This window comes from Aliidiomarina sanyensis (assembly GCF_003987175.1).
GTDB classification, from domain to species: domain Bacteria; phylum Pseudomonadota; class Gammaproteobacteria; order Enterobacterales; family Alteromonadaceae; genus Aliidiomarina; species Aliidiomarina sanyensis.
In genome coordinates, this window is the sequence record NZ_PIPM01000007.1 from 110,644 (window position 1) to 132,693 (window position 22,050).

The following is a 22,050-nucleotide window of genomic DNA, read 5'->3' on the forward strand; positions in this document are numbered from 1 at the left end:
ATAGTGGACATGATCATTTGACAAGATACGCACAAAAAACCCCGGCAAGCCGGGGTTTTTTAGTTATTGCTTAGGCCTTTTCTGCCTGACGCGAAGCGCGCTTCCGGTCATTCTCGGTCAGAAGCTTCTTGCGAATACGGATAGACTTTGGTGTCACTTCTACAAGTTCATCGTTATCGATAAACTCAAGTGCACGCTCAAGCGACATCCGAATGGGTGGTGTCAGTGTCAGTGCTTCATCGGTTCCTGATGCCCGCATGTTGGTCAGCTGCTTTCCTTTCAAACAGTTGACGGTCAAATCGTTTGAACGGTTGTGAATACCAATAATTTGACCTTCGTAAACTTCGTCACCGTGTGATGCGAACAAACGACCACGCTCTTGCAGGTTAAACAACGCAAACGCGAGTGATTTACCTTGTGCATTCGAGATCAGAACACCGTTGATACGCTGACCAATCTTGCCACCTTTGTGCGGACCGTAGTGATCAAACGCGTGGTAAATCAAACCCGTGCCTGAAGTCAACGTCATGAACTCGGTTTGGAAACCAATCAAACCGCGGCTCGGTACCATAAAGTCGATCCGTGTGCGGCCTTTTCCGTCTGGGCTCATGTTGGTCATCTCTGCTTTACGCAGGCCCAACGCTTCCATGACGGAGCCTTGATGTTGATCTTCTACGTCTACGGTCAGGGTTTCATACGGCTCAAGTTTTTCGCCATTCTCATACTTGATGATGACTTCTGGACGAGAAACCGCAAGCTCAAAGCCTTCACGACGCATGTTTTCGATCAATACACCGAGGTGCAATTCACCACGGCCAGACACACGGAATTTATCTGGGTCTTCGGTTTGCTCAACACGCAATGCGACGTTGTGCATCAGCTCTTGCTGAAGACGGTCTAAGATCTGACGTGAGGTTACGAACTTACCTTCTTTGCCTGCAAACGGAGACGTGTTGACCTGGAAGGTCATGGTGACCGTTGGCTCGTCGACGGTAAGCGGCTTCATAGGGTCCGGTTGGCCGTACGCACAGATGGTATCTGAAATGCTGAGCTCGCCGAGTCCAGTGATTGCACAGATGTCACCTGCATGAGATGAAGTAACTTCCATCCGGTCCAAACCAAGGTAACCGAAAACTTGGCCCACTTTTCCGTTACGGGTGTTGCCTTGCGCGTCAACGATGGTGACTTGCATGTTCGGCTTCACCGTACCACGACGAACACGGCCAATGCCGATAACTCCGACGTAGCTTGAGTAGTCGAGCTGAGAAATCTGAAGCTGCAGTGGTCCATCGAGGTCAGCATCCGGCGGGGATACTTTTTCGATGATGGTTTCGAACAGCGGGGTCATGTCGCTGCTTGGAGTTTCTGGATCCAGCGTTGCAAAGCCATTCAAGGCTGATGCGTAGATGATTGGGAAATCAAGCTGCTCATCCGTAGCGCCCAAGTTATCGAACAAATCAAAGACTTGATCAACAACCCAATCTGGGCGTGCACCTGGACGGTCAATTTTGTTCACAACAACGATTGGATTCAAACCGTGCGAAAACGCTTTTTGCGTCACGAAGCGGGTTTGTGGCATCGGACCGTCAACTGCGTCAACAAGTAGAAGCACAGAGTCAGCCATCGAAAGTACACGTTCAACTTCACCGCCGAAATCGGCGTGTCCTGGGGTGTCCAGGATGTTGATGTGATAATCGCCCCAATTGATCGCGGTGTTCTTCGCCAAAATGGTGATGCCACGCTCTTTCTCAAGATCGTTGGAATCCATAATGCGCTCTTGCATTTCGCCACGGCTCTCTAAGGTGCCTGACTGTTGCAAAAGTTTATCAACCAGGGTGGTTTTCCCATGGTCAACGTGCGCGATAATCGCGATATTGCGAATTTTTTCGATAGCTTTTGACATAAACGTGCTTTTCAACCTGTGGTAGCAGACCACACCTACACCCTGCATCAGCGATTCGATTCAGGGCAGCGGGCCTTAGGGGGGCGGATCATACGCTGATTTCGGTGAATAAAAAAGCACCTACAGGGGTGTAGGTGTGAAAATTAACAAAACGGTAACTAATTTCCGGCCTTTGCGGTCCTAAATCATGCAAAAAGCGATGGTTTGGTTGCGTCCGGTCGACTTCGCTTCGTGCATTAATCGATCGAGTTGGGTGAAAAGCGCCTCTTCTTCAACAAAGGGACCAATTTCAATCAGCCCAGCACTGAAGGTTACTTTGAGTTGATGTTCTTCATTTAAGTCACGCTTGGTTAATTCGTCGCGCAGTCGATCGACTACCATTTGAGCGGCTTCCATCGAAGCGCCGGGGAGCAGCACCAGAAACTCTTCACCACCCCAGCGACTGATAAGATCGCTTTTTCGGAAGGCCTGACGGCAGAGCGCAGCAAAATTGCGCAGCACGTCATCACCGACGGTGTAGCCGTAGGTGTCATTGATGTCTTTAAAAAAGTCGAGGTCGAGGAGCAGGATGCAGGTTTCACGCTCCATGGCCGGCAGAAGCTGGAGTTCATGGGAGAGTGCGGTATTGATCGCTCGGCGGTTTAACAGGCCGGTTAACGGATCGGTGGATGCTTGTCGTTCCAGACGCCGGCGAGACTGTTCCAGCTGTTCTAAAAGATGCTTTTGCTCTTCAATCAGTTTGATGAGCTCAAGTTTTGCCATCACTTGCTGGGCCAAAGCGATTAAGGCCTTTTGTTGCTTCTCACTGATGGTCCGAGGGTTTTGATCCAATACGCACAGCGTTCCAAGCACATGACCGTCATCGTTTTTGAGCAAAGCGCCTGCATAAAAGCGTAATCGCGGCTCACCGGTAACCAGTGGATTGTTTACGAACCGAGGATCTTTTTCGGTATCCGGCACCACAAGAATTTCTTCCTCACCCAACGCATGCTCGCAAATGGAGACGTCAAGCGGCGTTTCACGCGTGCCCAAGCCTATTTCTGACTTAAACCACTGCCGATCTTTGTCGATAAAATTTATCACCGCGATTGGGGTATCGCATAGCATTGCTGCGAGCTCGGTAATGGCGTCAAAAGCAGGGTCAATATCAGAGTCGAGAATTTGATAGCGATAGAGTGCCTGGAGGCGTGCCTCGTGTTCGGCGAGACGCTGTGATGGAGTCGAGAGCATGGCATGCGTTCCTTGGCCAAGTGAATCGTTGAGTTCCGTGAGAACGGGAGTTGCTGCCGAGCCATATACAGATGCCATAGGGGCCTCGAATGATAGCGTCTATCGGATCAAGCGTAGCATGCGCTTGGAATTATAGATGTATACGCGGGAAAATATATTTCGGCTTTGCCCGCCCCGATATTTCTGGCAGTATGCTGAGACTGAGCATTGAAATACATGATTCACCATAAAGGATAGTTACCCATGATTCGTCAATGGTTGAGTGCCGCCGTACTGGCCGCGGTTACGGTATTTTTTATTAGCGCATGTTCTGAAGCGCCAGACCCTGAAGCAAGCGGGAATGGCGGGTTTGTGACTGGGAAGCATTATTTGGTACTCGATTACCCAGTGCAGCAAGGCAACACCGAACCGTTTTTGGTTGAGTACTTATGGGTTGGCTGCCCCTACTGTCAGCGCATCGAACCTATTTTGCAGGCATACAAAGACCAGCACCCCGAGGTTTCGATGGTGCGGATCCACGGTGCGCTTACCCAGCGCTGGACCGTCGACGGGAGTATTTTTCATGCACTCGAAATGAAAGCTGAACGTGATATTGCGCCTGAGATGCTCGAGTTTTATGCCAGTAAGGCACCTGACTTACCGGATGGTGAGGACCTAACGGACTTTATTGAATCGTTAGGCTTTGACCCAGATGAAGTCTTTGCGATGGCTTCCTCCGCAGAGGTGGCTGGAATTCTTGAGACTAGCTTTAATGACATGCAACAAAACAATATTCGGGGTGTACCGGCTATCGTTGTTAATGGCCGGTATGTACTCGCGAATCCATTGCCTGAAGATATTGTTTCAGATGAAGACTATTTCGCACTTCTGAACTACCTGCTGACTCGCGATTAACGCCTCGTCGTACGCAGAATGAAACTGAATACCTGAAAACGCACCAATATGGTGCGTTTTTTATTTCTAACTGTGCCTTTCGCACCAAAATGGTGCTATTGCGAAGTTTGTTGTCGCTTAATTTCAAATAAAATCAATATAATTCAATAAGTAAGCGATATGGCACATCCTTTGCTATACCTTTAAGCAACACTCACAGATGTGACCAGCAACCGGAGGATACTATGTCTGTACAGGACATTCTGGCTTTAATTGAAGAGGAAGAAATTCGTTTTGTTGATCTGCGTTTTACCGACACCAAGGGTAAAGAGCAGCACGTGACCATTCCTGTGTCACAAATCGACGAAGAATTTTTTGAAGATGGCAAGATGTTCGATGGCTCCTCTATCGCAGGATGGAAAGGCATCAATGAGTCTGACATGGTGCTTCAGCCAGACACAGAGAGTGCCGTTATTGACCCATTCTCTGAAGCGCCTACATTGATTGTACGTTGTTCAATTCTTGAGCCAGATACGCGTCAAGGCTATGACCGTGACCCACGCTCAATTGCTCGTCGTGCAGAAGAGTATCTGACCTCTACTGGTATCGCAGATACAGCATTATTCGGGCCAGAGCCGGAGTTCTTCATTTTTGATGACGTGCGTTTTCAAACCGATATGAGCGGTTCGTTCTACAAGATCGACTCGGAAGAGGCGAAGTGGAATTCAGGCCGTGATTACGCAGAAGGCAACTTGGCGCACCGTCCGGGCGTTAAAGGCGGTTACTTCCCAGTGCCTCCGGTGGACTCATCACATGAGATCCGCAACGTGATGTCTGAAACCATGGAAGCAATGGGCTTAGTGGTGGAAGCGCATCACCATGAAGTGGCGACAGCCGGCCAGAACGAAGTTGCTACGCGTTTTAATACGCTGGTTAACAAAGGCGATGAAATCCAAATCTACAAATATGTCGTGCACAACGTCGCTCATGCCTTTGGCAAAACGGCGACCTTTATGCCGAAGCCGATCGTCGGCGACAACGGATCAGGAATGCACGTTCACATGTCACTTGCAAAGGATGGGAAGAACCTATTCAGCGGAGACAAGTATGGCGGTTTGTCTGAGACTGCACTGTATTTCATTGGCGGTATCATCAAGCATGCGCGTGCATTGAATGCCTTCACCAACCCATCGACTAACTCGTACAAGCGTTTGGTACCGGGTTTTGAAGCACCGGTCATGCTGGCCTATTCAGCGCGCAACCGCTCTGCGTCGATTCGCATCCCACTGGTTGCAAATCCAAAGGCACGCCGCATTGAAGCGCGTTTCCCTGACCCAGTATCGAACCCTTATTTGGCCTTTACATCCTTGTTGATGGCCGGTTTGGATGGAATCCAAAATAAGATCCACCCAGGCGATGCGATGGACAAAGATTTGTATGATCTGCCACCAGAAGAAGCGAAAGAGATCCCAACCGTAGCGCACTCACTTGAGATGGCGTTGGAGTGTTTGGATAAAGACCGTGACTTCTTGAAAGCCGGTGGTGTTATGACGGACGACATGATTGATGCTTACATCAAACTGAAGCGTTCTGAAGTTGAAACTTTGAACAAGACCACGCACCCGGTCGAGTTCGATATGTACTACTCGTGCTAACTGCACACGTTGCCTGAGGGCAGTAGGAGCCGCACCTAGCGGTGTGGCTCCTTTTTTCTTCCCCTCACTTGTATGCCGCACCAAATTGGTGCAAGCTTTGGCTTCTGCTTGCGAACCCTGTTTCTTGAGAAACGAGCGAGGAACCATGGCCACCTCCACACCCTCAACGACCCCTACTCATCTGTCAGCGGATGATGCGCTTGCGGATCAGCTCGTCACAGGGATTGTGATTCTCGATGCCCATTTAGCGGTCTGTTATGCGAACGCCGCAGCAGAGGCTGTGTTCGCGGGGAGCTCACGTCGTTTATTGGGTGCGCCCATTGATTCATTGTTCCGCTACTCGAGCTTTGATCTCCAGCTGTTGCGGCAAGTGCCTGCAACCCAGCAAACCATTTCAGATTCCGATGTCAGTTGGGTGTTTCATGACGGCAAAGCTATGACCGTCGAGCTCACCGCCTCCGCTGCGTCACTACCGGGGCTTCCCGAGGCCATTATTCTTGAGCTGCGCCAAGTGGACTTAATTCGACGTTTGAACCAAGAACAGGTTCAGCAGCATCAACTTGAAGCCGCCCAACAGCTTGTTCGTGGGCTGGCGCATGAGATCAAAAATCCGCTAGGTGGGATCCGTGGCGCCGCCCAATTACTGCACTCTCAATTAGGTGATGCACAGCGCGAATACACGCAAATGATTATGGGCCAGTCGGATCGCTTGCGTGCGCTCGTTGATCGCTTGCTTGGTCCGAACCGTCCGAGCGCGCGGGCGCCTGAGAATATTCATGCAGTGCTCCAACGAGTACTGGATGTACTTTCCCTCGAACAACCGCCCGGTGTGCATGTGGTGAAAGATTACGATCCGAGCTTGCCAGACCTTACGATGAGCGCGGACCAGATTGAACAGGTGTTATTGAACTTGGTGAAAAATGCCTTTGATGTGATGCCAGAGAAAGGCACTGTCACCCTCAAAACACGCGTGTTGCATCAAGAAACGATTTACGGCAAGCGTTACCGTCAGTGTGCGCAAATCAGCGTTCTTGATGATGGCCCGGGAATTCTCCCGGAACTCAAAGATACCTTGTTTTATCCACTGGTGAGTGGGCGCGAGAACGGCACCGGTCTTGGACTGTCGATTGCCCAGTCCTTGGTGCATCAGCATGCTGGAAAGATCGAGATGACCAGTCGTCCGGGAGCCACGGAGTTTACCGTATTGTTGCCCTATTTAGAGGAGCTTCCTGAAGGTAAAGCGCACAAACAAGAGAATGAGGAGTCGTCGTCATGAGCCGGACCGTCTGGATTTTAGATGATGACAGCTCGATTCGGTGGGTGTTAGAGCGAGCATTCTCCGCTGCAGGTTGGACACCGCGGATGTTCTCCGAGCCACAATCGTTTTTGGACACCCTGACCACCGTTGCACGTGAGCAAACACCAGATTTGGTTCTGACCGATGTCCGCATGCCGGGTATGGACGGAATGGATGTTTTAGAACGCCTGCAACAGCGCTTACCGAATCTGCCGGTGGTGGTGATGACCGCCCACTCAGATCTCGCCAGTGCGGTCAATGCATTCAAGGGTGGGGCTTTTGAATATCTACCGAAACCATTTGATCTTGATGAAGTCATTGCTGTGGCGGAGCGCGCTACCAAAGCGCAAGGCGAGGCATCTCCTGCTTCGGATGTTCCAGTGACCGAGACAGGCATTATCGGTGAGTCGCCGGCCATGCAAGAGGTGTTTCGGGCGATTGGGCGGTTATCGCGCTCGAGTGTCACGGTTTTGCTGACCGGTGCATCGGGCACCGGAAAGGAACTCGTTGCCCGCGCACTGCATCAACACTCGCCGCGTGCGCAAGCTCCCTTTGTGGCACTCAATATGGCGGCAATTCCGAGCGAGCTGATTGAGTCGGAGCTCTTCGGGCATGAAAAGGGCGCGTTCACTGGCGCCACAACACGCCGGGACGGTCGCTTTCAACAAGCCAACGGCGGGACTCTTTTTCTCGATGAGATTGGGGATATGCCCCTTGCCGTGCAAACCCGTTTGTTGCGGGCGTTGGCTGAGGGTCAGTTCTATCCGGTGGGCAGTCATCAACTGGTCACTGTTGATGTGCGTGTGATTGCCGCGACTCATATTGATTTACGCAAGGCCATTGCGGAAGGGCGTTTTCGGGAAGATTTATATCACCGCTTGAATGTCATCCACGTGCGGTTGCCAACACTCGAAGAGCGGCGGAGCGATATTCCAGCGCTCGCGGAACATTTTCTGCATCAAGCTGCCGAAGAACTCAAGATGCCGCGAAAACGGTTAACGGAGCAGGCGCTCAAAGCACTGCAAAAAGCACCATGGCCTGGCAATGTACGGCAACTTGAGAACCTCTGCCGATGGGTCACGGTGATGGCAAGCAGTGACTGGGTCGATCAGGATGAACTGCCGTCTTTGGCCAGTTTGCACGATGACAACCCCGTCCATTCCGAGGTGCCCAGCGCCGCGCAAAGCTGGCAGTCGGTCATGAGCGAAACGCTCCGAGAGAAGCTGGCCGAAGGCGTGCCGTTTACGGATATTCAGGACATGTTGGAGCAGATGGCCGTGGCGATTGCGCTTGAACAGACCGGGGGGCACCGGCAACAAGCGGCAGAGCGCTTAGGCTGGGGACGAAACACCCTTACTCGGAAGCTTCAGCGTTGGGAAACAGCGCCTGAAAACCCGTTAACCTCCGAAAAACCCGCGGCAAAGCCAGAAAAATAGGGGGTTTCCCTTATTTGTAAAGATGGGCTATGAATGTAAAGATAAACCGTAAAGGGAAAGTGTAAAGAGAGTGCAAAACGCCTTTCGTTACACTGCCAAGTCGTTAGATTGGACTTATTTACATCGAGGGCAAAAGCTGTGGTGCATATTCTACTTATCGACGATGATGCTGATTTGGGCGGGATGCTGACTGACGTGTTCAAACGCGAGGGCATTAAACTTACGCATGTCGAAGATGGCAAATCGGGTTTGAAAACCGCCACCAGCGAGAAGTTTGACCTAATTCTCCTGGATATTATGCTACCTGAAATTGATGGCCTCCAAGTCCTCAAGCAACTGCGTGCCGCCGAGGTGGATACCCCGGTCCTGATGTTGACTGCCCGCGGTGACGATGTAGACCGTGTTGTTGGCCTTGAATTGGGTGCCGACGACTATTTACCAAAACCGTTTTACCCCCGCGAGCTCGTTGCCCGCGTTCGGGCTCTGTTGCGTCGCGCCAAAGGTAAGAGTGGAGCACCTGTGGTGGAGAACTTACGGTATGCCGGTTTTGAGCTCGATACGGTCAATGCAGAAGCAGTCTGTGATGGTGAAAAGCTCACCCTTACGCCAACCGAGTTTGAAGTCTTGCGTCAGCTAGTGATGCATCACGGTCAGCTCGTGACCAAAGAAAGCCTGTCGAACCATGTGCTTGGGCGTCAACTTGGCCCGTTTGATCGCTCGTTAGATGTCCACATCAGTAACATTCGCAAAAAGTTACCGACGCAACCGGACCGCATTCAAACCGTGCGAGGTCGCGGCTATCGAGTGACCGAGCCTGAGCTATTGGAATCTTAGTGCATGGCGCCTGGCCGCACACGGTGGTACCAATCTCTAACACTTCGACTGCTCACCTTATTTTGGGTGCTCATTCTGTTGACCATTGCCGCAGCGCTTGCTGCGGTTCTTTATTTTGTCCGCCCCCCGGGGCCGGAGCCGCTGAGCGAAGATTTTCATCGCTCCCTTGACCCAATCTTATTGCATCCTTCGAGTGTCGGGTTGCTCCAGCCCGGACGTCTATTGGTCGGCCAGTATCGGATTGTTGCGCTCAAGCCCGCCGTGATCTCCGATTCCGACGAAACGCCGGATATTTCCCTTGATCTCGATATCGAAGCACTGGCTCCGGATGTGGCAGGCGATCTCACCAACAATACTCAACGGAGTGAGCCGGACGTGCAGAGTGAACCGAGGTTTGCTCCGGGGATGAGTCAGCAAGAGCTGGCGCTCACGGTCCGTATTCTTGAAAGTCCTGAACCGATTCAGATGGTCTTTGCAGACCGGACATTTGGTGGGCCGATGGCCAGTAATGAGGGTTGGGTGGTGATCAGTCGCCCAGCAACTACTGAAGAGTTAGCCGCGCAGTTTGAAGATCAAGATCAAGAGTGGCTACCGAACCTCATTTTGTTGGCGATCGGGATGTCCTTTATTGGTGCGCTGATTTTAGGTTTTTGGTTTGTCCGGCCGCTTCGGCAGCTTCGCAATGGCATGCGTCAGATTGCGGGCGGCTCCGCCGAGCCCGATTTACGGCGGCTGCCGAAGCGCCGAGATGAAGTCGGCGAGTTGGCGCGCACCATGCGTTGGACGGCGATTGAATTGGCCACCTCGCGGGATGCGCAGCGACGTTTACTAAGTGATGTTTCGCATGAATTGCGCTCACCTTTGGCGCGTTTGCAAGTTGCTCTCGATTTGCTCGAAAGAGAGGATCTCAAAGGAGACCGCAACTACCAGCAGTTGCAAAAGGACATCTACCGGCTTGGCGGAATCATTGACAGTATTTTGTGGCTCTCCCGCTTGGAAAACGGCTTAGATAAGCTGGTCCACGAGCAAATTGATGTGATGGATATATTGAATGATTTGCAGTCGGATCTGTATTACGCCTATGACCACTGGCGTGGACGGATGCACCTCCCAACCCAAGAGCTACTGGCCATCGATTCCGATCCGGTGTTGTTGCGGTTAATTCTGGAGAATTTGGTGCGCAATGGATTCCAGTATGGCCCCGAGGATGGTGAAGTCTTTGTTGGGGCCGAGACACTTACAAAAGACGGAAAGCCATGGCTAAGAATGACGGTTCGCGATGAGGGGCCTGGGGTGAGTGAAGAGCAGCGGCAGAAAATGTTTGCCCCCTTCTTCCGGGGCGACCCATCGCGCCATCACGGAGCGGGCGTCGGTTTAGGTTTGGCACTGTGCCAACGTGCCACCGCTGTGTTAGGCGGCAACATTGATGCAAGCAACCACCCAGACGGCGGCCTTGAAGTGCGTATCGAATTTCCCGTCACGGCTACATCGTAACCAACGCACTTTCCGTCACGGTGCGTTTTGGGACACCGTAGCCAACGCACTTTCCGTCACGGTGCGTTTTGGGACACCGTAGCCAACGCACTGCGTTGGGCGCTGGGAAACCCAATCCCCCCATTGCGTTAGTAGCCAACGCACTGCGTTGGGCGGCGTTGGGAAACCCAGTCCCCCCATTGCGTTGGGACACCGTAGCCAACGCACTGCGTTGGGCGGCACTGGGAAACCCAACCACCCCCATTGCGTTGCCGCTAAAAACCGTTAGGATAAAGACAGACACAGCCGTGAAGTGACCCGCAATGAACGAAACAGCCACTCTTGATATCAGCGCTACCGAACTTGCCCTCGACGCCCTCGCAGAGCGGGTTCTTGACGCACGTCCTGAAGATAGTGATCCCGCATGGGATGAGTGGTCGCGAACCCAGCTCGCTGCCTTTTTCCGACGCGCTGAACACCTCGAGTTTCGTAGCTTTGATCGGGCGCACATCTTCTACTGCGTTCTTGAGCATCCGCACCCGAAAGGTTGGGTGCTTGTTTCACCCGGTCGGGTAGAAAGTTATCTCAAATATCAGGAAGTCGCGCTCGATCTCGTGGCAGCCGGATTCTCCGTTGCGATGATCGATCACCGGGGCCAAGGACACTCGGATCGCCTCACGTCGCACTCCGAGCAAGGCCATGTGAATCGTTTTGCGGACTACGTCCAAGATTTCGAGTTGTGGATTGAAGAACTGCAAGGGCGCTTCGGCGAATTACCGCTGCATATTCTGGCCCACTCGATGGGTGGCGCGATTGCCACGCTTTATGTGCAAGGCAAGGCGCATCGAGTGAAATCGGTCGTGCTCAGCGCGCCGATGTTTGGCATCAATACAGCGCCTTGGCCCCAGTGGTTTGCGGGACCGCTGACGCGCTCGCTGACGGCTCTTAACCGTATCGTGACACCTGGCCGACATTGGTACGCACCGGGCACGGGTGACTGGAAGAAATTACCTTTTCAGGAAAACAAGCTGACCCACAGCGAAGCGCGTTATGAGCATTTCACCCGAATGTACACGGAGCAACCGCAAATCAAAGTGGGTGGGCCGACATCCCATTGGGTGACCGAGGCGCTGGTGGCGGCTGAAATGTGTATCGAGCAGGCGGACCGAATTGCCATTCCCGTGCTGGTGCTCTCTGGCACAGCGGATCAGATTGTCGATCCTCGAGGACATGGGCGTTTTGCCGAAAAACTCACCCATGCAGATTCCCGGTTACAGAAGATTGATGGAAGTTTTCATGAAATCTTGATGGAAACCGATCCCCGCCGCAGCGCAGCCCTCAAAGAAGCCATCGCATTTTTCTCGTAGCCAGCGCACCGCGTTTAGTAACCAACGTACCGCGTTGGGTTTAGTAACCAACGCACCGCGTTGGGCTTGGTAACCAACGCACCGCGTTGGGCTTGGTAGCAAACGCACCGCGTTGGGCTTGGTACCCCCCGATTACACCAACTACGTTGGCTACGAAAACCCATGTTGGCGCCAGGCCTCATAGGTAATCACCGCAACCGAATTGGATAAATTCAAACTACGCGAACTTTCCTGCATGGGGATGCGAATGCGGCGGTCTGCTGGGTACGCACCCCGAATCTCGGGGGGTAAACCGGCCGTTTCTGAACCGAAAAGCAACACATCGTCTGCCAAATACTGCACATCTGCGTAATTTTTACTACCTTTCGTGGTGCAGGCAAAGATCCGTTTGCCGGCCATTGCTTGAAGGAACGCCTCGTAGTCAGGATAGCGTGTAACGTTTGCTAGATCGTGATAATCCAGTCCCGCACGGCGCAGCTTCTTCTCTTCAAAATCGAATCCAAGGGGTTCAATCAGGTGCAATTTACAACCTGTATTTGCACACAAACGAATAATATTGCCGGTATTTGCAGGCATAACCGGTGTATGAAGGGCAATGTGAAACATGGCGAATTCGAGTTGATGACATTTGCCCTTATTATACGGTGATTCGCTCAAGCCGCCAGAGAGGTTGTCGGATCCGGGGCCGACTCATTGGTCCCGGAGGAACTTCCATGCGATAATTCTTTCTAATAGTTCCGCGCAGAACAAACCGTCTTCGGTAAAAGGTAGTGAACCCATGAAGTTGAATTGGAAAGCAGTACTGTCCGCCCTGACTCTTACGTTGAGTGGTGCAGCCGTGGCAGAGACCAGCAATGCAGATGACCCGCAGTGGAATGTCATGTTAGTGGGCAGTGAACTGCGAATTTGCTCGAGCATGAATTCTGACTACTGTTCCGAAACGAGCTGGATTAACGCAAACGAGATGCGCACCACCCGGCTTTTCCAACTGACCGATGTCCGTCGACGCGCGGCTTTGCGCTCTTCATTGTGGCCGCGTGAGCGGGAGAGCGTCCGTGAAGAAGTGGATGAAATGCTTCGCGAGATGGTTGATTACTTTGCACGGGGTGTCGTCCCTGAGCATCGTTTGGTCGATCGCCTCCGTTCGCGAGCCTATCTCGATTTACTCTCACGCTTGTCAGAAGCGGAATACAACCGAATCCTCGATAACCTGGAAATGCCTCGGCTGGAAGGGCTGGATGAGGTGGTGAATTTGGGCATGAACCGAGACTATTCTGCGGACTTCGTCACCCAATTCGTGGCTCTTGCCGAGAGCTTGCATGGTATTAGTGGTGACCGGTCGCCACGCATTCTGGTCGTAACCGCCGGTGAGCGTGATACGTTCCGTTCGGTGGATGCCCATGTGCAAGCATTTGAACAAGCAGGTGCAAGCGCACACTGGTTGCCATTAGATGTGGCCGTTACGCAGGCGCAAGAGGCAAATCGGTGCCAAGACATCGACCGTTTACGTCGCACCTTGAGCGGCTCGTATGATCGCGAGCGGGTTGACCCAGTGCGCCATGCAGAACAATTGGCCTATTGCCGCGTGGAAGATGGGTGGAAAACCTTATTAAACGATGCCGATGCAGTGTTCTTTACCGGTGGCAGTGCCGACCGTCTGCGTAGTGCATTGGTGCCCAACAACCGCCCCTCCGCACTTTTAACCGAGATGCGCGCACGCTTCAATGCGGGGACACTCGCCATTGGAGGTGCAGGAGAAGGAGCGATGGCGTTGGTGAACGCCAATATGATTACCCACGGACATAGCCGAGAGGCAATTCGTGAAGGGGCCATTGCACGCCGTCCGCCGCCCCTTGATTGTGATCTGGACGATACGTGCCCGCGGGGGATGAATGCACAGAGCTTCACCTATGAGCCACTCGGCGGGTTGGGCTTTTTAGGGTTTGGAATTTTAGATACCGATGTCGCCCATCAAGGCCGGCAAGGCCGGATGCTGCGACTCGCGGCAACCACTGGAACGCCATTCTCAATGGGGATTGACAGAGATACCGCAGTGCTGATGAATGCACGGACCGGCGCATTTGAGATCACCGGCCGAGAAGGCGTGTTTATGATTGAAGGGGCGCAAGGGACCGATACGATGTTGGCAGGGAGCTTCCACTACCTTCGGACCGGAACGCTCGGACAGATCGGCGGTGGACGCTTGATGGATGCCGTGCTGGCGCCACAATCTTTTGTTCGCCCAGATAGCCCAACTACGCGTTTCCTTGGCGACAGCGGATTGTACGATAACCTGGATCTGGTGTGCCGGAACGAGCAGCAATTGCGTCTGTTACAAGACACCTTTGTTCTGATGATGCAGGTTAACGACGAAAGCGAACTCGAACTCTCCCGCGGACGCTGCCAAATCATCAATGGCGTCATGGGTATAGCAGCGCAGTAGCCAACGCACCGCGTTGGGAGCTGTACTTAATGCATCCTCCCAACGCACGCTCCGTAACGGGGCGTTGGGTGCATGTGGGATATCCGTAACCAACGCAATGCGTTGGGTGCCGACTTAAAGCATCCTCCCAACGCATGTTCCGTAACGGGGCGTTGGGTGCATGTGGGATATCCGTAACCAACGCAATGCGTTGGGTGCCGACTTAAAGCATCCTCCCAACGCATGTTCCGTAACGGGGCGTTGGCTACCATGCGCGCGATCGCCTATAATACCCCCCGATTTTCGCCCACCATTTAGCAACCACTGAGGTATCTCATGCGTCCAAGTGGCCGTACCGCGCAACAAATCCGCCCCGTAACCATTACTCGGAACTACACCCGTCATGCTGAAGGCAGCGTCTTAATTGAGTTTGGCGACACCAAAGTGCTGTGTAATGCCAGCGTGCAAGAGGGCGTACCGCGCTTCTTAAAAGGCAAAGGTCAAGGGTGGGTCACTGCCGAGTACGGGATGCTTCCGCGCGCGACCCATACTCGCTCCGATCGCGAAGCCGCACGCGGCAAGCAAGGCGGCCGGACGATGGAAATCCAACGTCTAATTGCACGCTCACTGCGCGCCATTATTGACCTGAGCGCCCTTGGTGAAAATACCATTACCGTGGATTGCGACGTCATCCAAGCCGACGGTGGAACCCGGACCGCATCGATTACCGGCGCCTGCGTTGCGTTGGTAGATGCTATCAACTTTATGCGCAAGAAAGGTCTGGTAAAAGTAAACCCGCTCAAAGGCATGGTTGCTGCAATCTCAGTTGGCATCTACAAAGGCGAACCGGTCGCAGATTTGGACTACCCTGAAGACTCAGCTGCTGAGACCGACATGAATGTGGTGATGACCGATACCGGGAAGATCATCGAGATCCAGGGGACGGCGGAGGGTGAGCCTTTCTCCTTCGACGAGATGAACGCCATGGTGGAACTCGCGAAACACGCAATTCGGGAGCTCAATGACATTCAGCAGGAGGCACTAAACTCATGAAGGCATATCAGCGCGAATTTATTGAATTTGCCCTCGGAAAAGGCGTGCTGAAGTTTGGTGAGTTCACCTTAAAATCAGGCCGCACGAGCCCCTACTTCTTTAACGCAGGACTATTTAATACCGGTGCCGATTTAGCCAAACTCGGCCGCTATTACGCCGCCGCGCTGCAAGACTCCGGGATTGAATATGACGTGTTGTTTGGCCCTGCATACAAAGGGATTCCGATTGCGAGCGCAACGGTCGTGAGTTTGTTCGAGCACTATGGCAAAGACGTCCCTTATTGCTTTAATCGGAAAGAGAAGAAGAACCACGGTGAAGGTGGCAGCCTCGTGGGAGCGGATCTCGCTGGACGGATTATGCTCGTGGACGATGTGATTACTGCGGGAACCGCGATTCGTGAGTCCATGGATATCGTTGAAGCCTGTGGCGCTTCGTTAGCCGGCGTCTTGATTGCGCTAGACCGCCAAGAAAAAGGCCGCGGCGAATTAAGTGCGATTCAGGAAGTCGAACGTGATTACAACGCAAAGGTGATTGCGATTGTCACGCTCAGTGACATTATTGAATATCTGGGCGAGCAACCCGGCCAAGAGGCCATGCTCGAAAAAGTGCGCAGCTACCGCGAACAATACGGTATCGCCTAACCCATGTAGCCAACGCATTGCGTTGGGCCGTGCGGCCAAGACACCACACCCATGTAGCCAACGCACTGCGTTGGGCCGTGCGGCCAAGACACCGCACCCATGTAACCAACGCATTGCGTTGGGCCGTGCGGACGAGACACCGCACCTATGTAGCCAACGCACTGCGTTGGGCCGTGCGGACGAGACACCGCACCCATGTAGCCAATGCACTGCGTTGGGCCGTGCGGACGAGACACCGCACCCATGTAGCCAACGCACTGCGTTGGGCCGTGCGGCCAAGACACCGCACCCATGTAGCCAACGCACTGCGTTGGGCGTTATTGAAAAAACCAAGGAATCCACATGATCTACAGCATGACCGCATACGCTCGCGAAGAAATCAAAGGTGATTGGGGCACAGCCGTGTTCGAACTACGCTCAGTAAACCAACGTTACCTCGAAACCTTCTTCCGCCTCCCCGAGCAATTCCGAGGCATGGAAACGGTACTGCGTGATCGACTCCGCAACGCCCTAAACCGCGGAAAAGTAGAATGTGGATTACGGTTCAACGCCAACCCAGGAGCCAATACCGAGCTGCAGATTAACGAAGCGCTTGCCAAAGCTGTCTTGCGCAGCGCCGAGTGGGTGCAAAGCCAAGGCGCAAAAGCCTCGATTGACCCCATTGATGTTCTGCGTTGGCCCGGCGTGCTTGAAGCACAAGAAGCCGACATGGATGCAATTCAGGCAGATCTCGTGGCAGGTTTCGAGCGTGCTCTTGCTGCGTTTATTGAAGCACGAGCCAGCGAAGGCGCGAACATGCGCAAACTGATTGATGACCGTCTCGAGACCATTGGCTCAGAAGCGGCGAAAGTTCGGGCTCGCATGCCTGAGATTATTGAATGGCAACGCGACCGCCTGCGGACCAAGTTTGAAGAGGCCCAGATTGAACTAGATTCCGAGCGTTTGGCTCAGGAGATGGTGTTGCTGGCGCAGAAAATGGATGTAGCCGAAGAGCTCGACCGCCTGGATTCACACATTAAAGAAACTCGCGGAATCTTGCGCAAAGGCGGTGCTTGCGGCCGCCGCCTCGACTTTATGATGCAAGAGTTCAATCGTGAAGCAAACACCTTGGGATCTAAGTCGATTAATGCAGAGATCACTAATTCAGCCGTTGAGATTAAGGTGTTGATTGAGCAGATGCGGGAGCAGATTCAGAATATTGAGTAATTTCTTAGCGCTCAAAGCTACTTAAGTAACTAGACCCTCACTCGTTGGATATCCAATGACTGGGGGTCTTTTTGTGCTCGGCACCACGAAAATTTTTTTCTTGTTCCTCAGAGGGGCATTTAGTAGTCTCGAGAAAGATTAGACAAGCACGCCGACGGAATTATGGCGAGCGATTATTGAGCCAGCTCAGTAGTTTCCTCAAGGAAGAGCCCTCCTCATAAGTTTTTCTTCGCCGATAGGAATTCTCGTTTCGCTGCATTATTGCGGTCTAGTTGTGCATTTTCTTAAGGCTTTGGCACCCTGATCTGTATGGCTCCTAGGGTGATCTTGGGGTAGATAACAGGCAAGGTTGCAAGATGGCAAAGTGTGCATGGCTGTGTATTGGAGATATTAGGCGTGATGAGTATTCAAATGTGAGCCAGAAAGCCACTGTCAATATTTAGAGGCATATCAATGAATGGTTTGGTGAAAAGGCAGGATGTGGCCTTACCCGCATTGCCGGACACGGTTCTTCCAGCTATCTCTCAGCTAACGAGTTCTCTGAGCATCCCTCGAGAGATGCTTGCTAGTGATGAAGAAATTCAATATGCGTGGCGGGCCTTGCCACGAGAGCTTCGGGAAATTCCCGAAGATCTACGAGGTGAGCTGGTCGCTCGGATGTGCGTTGCCGTAAGTACCGGGCTATTTGACGGCGCAATGAACTACATTTGGAACGCTGCGATTTTACGATTGAGAGCTAAGGTTCGAAATTTCGGATTAGCGGTTGTCGCGCAGATCAAACAGTCTGACTTTGAGGAAAAGAATCTTCTTGAACTCCAAGATAGCAGGCTTCTTGAACTTTGCCTCAAGTTGAACATAGTTGACGAAGATGGATTCTTCCTACTAGACCAGTGTCGTGAAGTTAGAAATAATTTTTCGGCAGCACATCCTACTCTAGGGAATATTAACGATCGTGAGTTCACCACGTTCCTGAATCGTTGCATTAGATATGCCCTTGCAGATTCATCATCTCCGAAAGGCGTAGATATTGGCGCGTTTATAGCTGCCGTAAAGGGCCAAAGGTTCAATGCTAATCAATGTCAAATCTGGATTCAGCGGCTCACTGAAACGCATGAAGCCCAAAGACAGATGCTCGTCGGGATGGTGCATGGAATTTATTGCGATCCAAATACATCGGAGCCGGCTCGACTAAATTCATTAGATCTTTGCGGAGGTCTAAAGGATACTTTCACGGCTACCATAAAGTCCGACCTTATCAATAGACATTCTGAGTATGTGGCAAAGGGGAAGCAGGAAAAGCACATCGCCTCCCTTCAATTCTTTGAGAAGCTCGGACTTCTTCCTCTTCTTAATGAATCTGAACAGCATTTTGTTTTCTCTCGTTCTGTTGAGCGCCTTTGGAACGTACATAATGGAATGAACAATTTTTACAATGAACCCCCATTCGCCGAGAGGCTTTTAGAGCTATCGCAACAGGGTGCTATCCCTGAAACCGTACAAGAGCAGTTCGTTCAAACCGTTCTTTGCTGTCGAGTAGGGAATGGCTATGGGATTTCAAACTCGGCGATACCTGCTTACGATCAGATGATTCGTGGCTTCTCCCCAAGAGAGATTGCAACAATGATTAGGTCGGCTATGGTTAAAGATAATCCTCTGGGGAATCGTCTGGCGAACAGTTCTTCCTGCCGAATGAACTTCAAACAAGTCCTTGGCTACATTGAGCCAGCAAGTGTGCCTAGCGGTGTCAAAGCTGATTATGACAAGATTATGAGGTAAAGGCGGCGAGGGCGTTATTAAATTGAACAAGGCGCCACGACTGAAAATCAACATGGATAAGACTCGCTTTGGGAGCAGCACTGGAGGAACCGCATCCGTTACAGGTCTTCGTGTATGCACGGATGGTCACATAACCATCAACCGCAAATTAAAGGATCATGTGCGTCTGATGTTGAGCTTGTTCAAAAAGGGGAAGCTACCGGCAGAAGAGGTGCGATCTTTGGCCGGACATTTGGCTCACTGCCATCATGTGACCCCGCAGTTCTATTCTGGTCTTTCAAAAAAATACTTTAAAGAAATTCATCGAATTCGTGCAAAAGACTTATAGCAAGTTGCTGCACGCGGATAAGTTACCCACTGCGTGCTCAATTTACCGGTGAGAAAAGCGTTATGTGTCCAAATGAACTAAGCACAAGGAAATAATCAAATGAAAATAAAATCGGTTGGAGTGAAGGGGTTTCGCGGCTATTCAAGTCGAATAGATGTTGAGTTTCCGAGCTTGCGAGTTCTGGTTGGCAAGAATGATATTGGAAAGTCCACCATTCTAGAGGCACTTGATATATTTTTTAACGATGGCAAAGGAAATGTAAAGCTTGATAAAGAGGACATAAATAAAGCTAACCTCATGGCGGGCGACAACAGTATTGAAATTTCCGTTGAGTTTGAAGACTTGCCAGCCACGATTATAATTGATGCAACTAACGAAACATCGTTGTCTGATGAGTATTTGCTAACCACTTCGAATACTTTGAAAGTGATAAAGCGCTATCAGAATGCAGGAACCGCAAAAGTCTACATCAATGCATACCATCCTAATGCTGATGGGTGTAAAGACCTGCTGCTAAAAAAGAATTCTGAGCTAAAGAAAATACTAAGCGATCATTCCCTTGCGTGCACAGATAAAACCAAAAATTCTGAGTTAAGAAAAGCCATATGGCTTAGTCAGTCTGCCTTGCAGTTAGAAGAGGTTGAAATAGAGGTGGCAAAAATTGATTCGAAGAATATTTGGGAGCAATTAAAATCCTACATGCCACTTTATACGCTTTTCCAAGCAGACAGAAAAAATAGCGATGGTGATAGCGAAGTACAAGATCCAATGCGTCTTGCTGTAAGAGAAATTCTTGGCGATCCAGCAATACAATCAGATTTAGCCAGAATTGCAGATACAGTTAAATCCAGACTAGACCAACTTGCCAGTCAAACTCTCGTTAAGCTCAGCGAAATGAATCCTGATATAGCATCTTCTCTGAATCCTCAAATACCAGATTCAGGTGTACTGAAATGGGTCGATGTCTTTAAAAATGTCGCCATTGCTGGTGATAATGAAATTCCTATTAATAAACGAGGAAGCGGCGTTAAGCGGTTAATACTCATTAGCTTCTTTCGCGCAGAAGCGGAAAGGCGGCAGCAAGAAGCTGGGCTGCCAAGTGTTGTTTACGCAATCGAAGAACCAGAAACATCTCAACATCCTGACCATCAGCGCGCACTGATAGACGCGCTAATAGCGTTGTCTGAGGCGCCCCGTACTCAAATAATCCTCACGTCCCACAGCCCGGAAATTGTAAAGAGGTTGAAGTTTGAGAATATACTATTAATTACTGGGCAAGATTCGGCATCAATACGGCAAGTGCAAGAGCATGAACTCCCGTATCCAAGCTTGAATGAAGTTAACTATGTTGCATTCGATGAACCCTCATTTGAATATCATAACGAGCTTTATGGTTATATTGAGTCACAAGGATCACTTTCGGCCTACAAAGCTGGGAAGCCAACTGTTGTTTATAATCGACTAAACCGTGACGGAACCACAACGCCACAACAAATTGTTTTAACTGAGTATGTTCGGCACCAAATACACCACCCTGAAAATACGAGTAATCCAAGATTTACGGACGCTGAGTTAAAGCAATCAATAGAAGATATGAGAGCACACATTCAGGCAAACCCATGAAAGAAACAATGCACATAACAAACGCGTCAATTAGAACAGCTGGCAAGCTCGCACCTATTACGCTGGTGCTTGGTGGCATGAAGTGGCCAAGGAGTAAACCAGAGCGTAATGTCTATGTATAGTGATGACGAACCAGCTTGGCGGCAACATTTTCCGACCTACCACTTTGAAGAGCGGGACGTTGCGCTAGAGGAATATCGCTTAACCGCAAAAACCTTGGAAGCAGATGAACGGGTGTTCCTAAATGCAGCAAATATATCCATCGTAATAGGTGCTGCATTTGGCTCGCTTGCTCTCGGAAACCTCAATGCTCTTACATCATCCCTTGCTCCGTACGTTCCTGAGGTCGCGACGCTTTTCGTTGTTCTATTGGTTTCAATTGCGGCCGGAGTCATCTTCTTGCGGTACTTTGCAGACCGTCAAAAGGCCATCGTTTTCGCTGGGAGAAAACTAATCGTACTTCGTCGCATGCTGGGAATGTCCTACGGAAGATTGCAACTCGTTCTTCCAAATTGGCGTATCGAAGGCGCAGATGAACCTTTCGCATTACGCTTGTTCCCGGGTTGGAACACATATGTCGCATATCCTTGCTATGCGCTCGCGGGTATATCGTCAGTCGTGGTTTTTTTCGTTGGTGCCACTGTCCTTTCTAAGGTTTTTGGCGCAAACCATATTTCAGCGTCCTTGCACCCACTTTTTCTAGCAATCGGCCTATCAGTGGCTTGGTTCGCGTATCTCTGCTGGCTCTATCGTAAGGCTCTGCTGGATACTCATGAGAGCACTTCCTTTTTGGTAGCACGGACTATTGTCAACAACGGGTGAAAACTGATCCACTTTTGTCCTAAAAACAACGGAGTAAAAGTGATCCACCCTTAGCTAATTTTATACTTCAGACGCCGACTACAAAGTGATCCACAAAAGTGCTTACTCAGC

At 51.3% G+C, this 22,050-nt stretch carries 18 protein-coding genes; 15 read left to right on the top strand and 3 right to left on the bottom strand.

Annotated elements, in window-relative coordinates; translation table 11 throughout:
- Positions 1–70 precede the first annotated feature (70 nt).
- Complete coding sequence (typA, locus tag CWE11_RS08095; RefSeq protein WP_126777114.1) at positions 71–1,903, bottom strand: translational GTPase TypA; 1,833 nt, start codon at positions 1,901–1,903, stop codon at positions 71–73.
- Positions 1,904–2,083: 180 nt separating this feature from the next.
- Positions 2,084–3,211, bottom strand: a complete 1,128-nt coding sequence (locus CWE11_RS08100) for a sensor domain-containing diguanylate cyclase (RefSeq protein WP_198675623.1) — start codon at positions 3,209–3,211, stop codon at positions 2,084–2,086.
- A 165-nt stretch (positions 3,212–3,376) separates the two neighbouring features.
- On the opposite strand from CWE11_RS08100, the gene CWE11_RS08105 reads away from it, so the two are divergent.
- The 7 genes from CWE11_RS08105 to CWE11_RS08135 all read left to right on the top strand — a co-directional run bounded on the left by CWE11_RS08105 (position 3,377) and on the right by CWE11_RS08135 (position 12,068).
- The gene (locus CWE11_RS08105; protein ID WP_126777115.1) at positions 3,377–4,027 is read left to right on the top strand and encodes a DsbA family protein; all 651 of its coding nucleotides are present in this window, start codon (positions 3,377–3,379) and stop codon (positions 4,025–4,027) included.
- A 224-nt stretch (positions 4,028–4,251) separates the two neighbouring features.
- Complete coding sequence (gene glnA, locus CWE11_RS08110; RefSeq protein ID WP_126777116.1) at positions 4,252–5,661, top strand: glutamate--ammonia ligase; 1,410 nt, start codon at positions 4,252–4,254, stop codon at positions 5,659–5,661.
- 145 nt (positions 5,662–5,806) lie between these two features.
- Positions 5,807–6,937: a nitrogen regulation protein NR(II) gene (glnL, locus tag CWE11_RS08115; protein WP_126777117.1), complete on the top strand. Its 1,131-nt coding sequence runs from the start codon at positions 5,807–5,809 to the stop codon at positions 6,935–6,937.
- Positions 6,934–8,394 (top strand): nitrogen regulation protein NR(I), encoded by a 1,461-nt coding sequence (gene ntrC / locus CWE11_RS08120; RefSeq protein WP_126777118.1) that lies wholly within the window; start codon positions 6,934–6,936, stop codon positions 8,392–8,394. Before glnL ends, ntrC begins: the two co-directional genes overlap by 4 nt.
- Positions 8,395–8,532: 138 nt before the next feature.
- On the top strand, positions 8,533–9,228 hold the full coding sequence (locus tag CWE11_RS08125) for a response regulator transcription factor (protein WP_126777119.1): 696 nt from the start codon (positions 8,533–8,535) through the stop codon (positions 9,226–9,228).
- Between the two features lie 3 nt (positions 9,229–9,231).
- Positions 9,232–10,722: a sensor histidine kinase gene (locus CWE11_RS08130; protein ID WP_126777120.1), complete on the top strand. Its 1,491-nt coding sequence runs from the start codon at positions 9,232–9,234 to the stop codon at positions 10,720–10,722.
- Positions 10,723–11,024: 302 nt separating this feature from the next.
- The gene (locus CWE11_RS08135; protein ID WP_126777121.1) at positions 11,025–12,068 is read left to right on the top strand and encodes an alpha/beta fold hydrolase; all 1,044 of its coding nucleotides are present in this window, start codon (positions 11,025–11,027) and stop codon (positions 12,066–12,068) included.
- A gap of 150 nt (positions 12,069–12,218) precedes the next feature.
- Here CWE11_RS08135 and CWE11_RS08140 read toward each other — a convergent pair whose 3' ends face one another.
- Positions 12,219–12,674 carry a tRNA (cytidine(34)-2'-O)-methyltransferase gene (locus tag CWE11_RS08140; RefSeq protein WP_126777122.1) on the bottom strand — a complete coding sequence of 152 codons (456 nt, stop codon included), beginning with the start codon at positions 12,672–12,674 and terminating at the stop codon, positions 12,219–12,221.
- A gap of 172 nt (positions 12,675–12,846) precedes the next feature.
- Here CWE11_RS08140 and CWE11_RS08145 point away from each other — a divergent pair, with 172 nt between their 5' ends.
- The 8 genes from CWE11_RS08145 to CWE11_RS08180 all read left to right on the top strand — a co-directional run bounded on the left by CWE11_RS08145 (position 12,847) and on the right by CWE11_RS08180 (position 21,939).
- Positions 12,847–14,511 carry a type 1 glutamine amidotransferase family protein gene (locus CWE11_RS08145; protein WP_126777123.1) on the top strand — a complete coding sequence of 555 codons (1,665 nt, stop codon included), beginning with the start codon at positions 12,847–12,849 and terminating at the stop codon, positions 14,509–14,511.
- A 315-nt stretch (positions 14,512–14,826) separates the two neighbouring features.
- Positions 14,827–15,543 (top strand): ribonuclease PH, encoded by a 717-nt coding sequence (rph, locus tag CWE11_RS08150; RefSeq protein ID WP_126777124.1) that lies wholly within the window; start codon positions 14,827–14,829, stop codon positions 15,541–15,543.
- Positions 15,540–16,184 carry an orotate phosphoribosyltransferase gene (pyrE, locus tag CWE11_RS08155; protein WP_126777125.1) on the top strand — a complete coding sequence of 215 codons (645 nt, stop codon included), beginning with the start codon at positions 15,540–15,542 and terminating at the stop codon, positions 16,182–16,184. The genes rph and pyrE overlap by 4 nt, the downstream gene beginning before the upstream one ends.
- Positions 16,185–16,526: 342 nt before the next feature.
- Positions 16,527–17,390 carry a YicC/YloC family endoribonuclease gene (locus CWE11_RS08160; protein ID WP_126777126.1) on the top strand — a complete coding sequence of 288 codons (864 nt, stop codon included), beginning with the start codon at positions 16,527–16,529 and terminating at the stop codon, positions 17,388–17,390.
- Positions 17,391–17,843: 453 nt separating this feature from the next.
- Entirely contained in the window at positions 17,844–19,166 is a 1,323-nt protein-coding gene (locus CWE11_RS08165) for a hypothetical protein (RefSeq protein WP_126777127.1), read from the top strand.
- Positions 19,167–19,218: 52 nt separating this feature from the next.
- On the top strand, positions 19,219–19,494 hold the full coding sequence (locus CWE11_RS08170) for a hypothetical protein (RefSeq protein ID WP_126777128.1): 276 nt from the start codon (positions 19,219–19,221) through the stop codon (positions 19,492–19,494).
- Between the two features lie 99 nt (positions 19,495–19,593).
- The gene (locus CWE11_RS08175) at positions 19,594–21,117 is read left to right on the top strand and encodes an ATP-binding protein (protein WP_126777129.1); all 1,524 of its coding nucleotides are present in this window, start codon (positions 19,594–19,596) and stop codon (positions 21,115–21,117) included.
- A gap of 108 nt (positions 21,118–21,225) precedes the next feature.
- Positions 21,226–21,939 (top strand): hypothetical protein, encoded by a 714-nt coding sequence (locus CWE11_RS08180; RefSeq protein WP_126777130.1) that lies wholly within the window; start codon positions 21,226–21,228, stop codon positions 21,937–21,939.
- Positions 21,940–22,050: the final 111 nt, after the last annotated feature.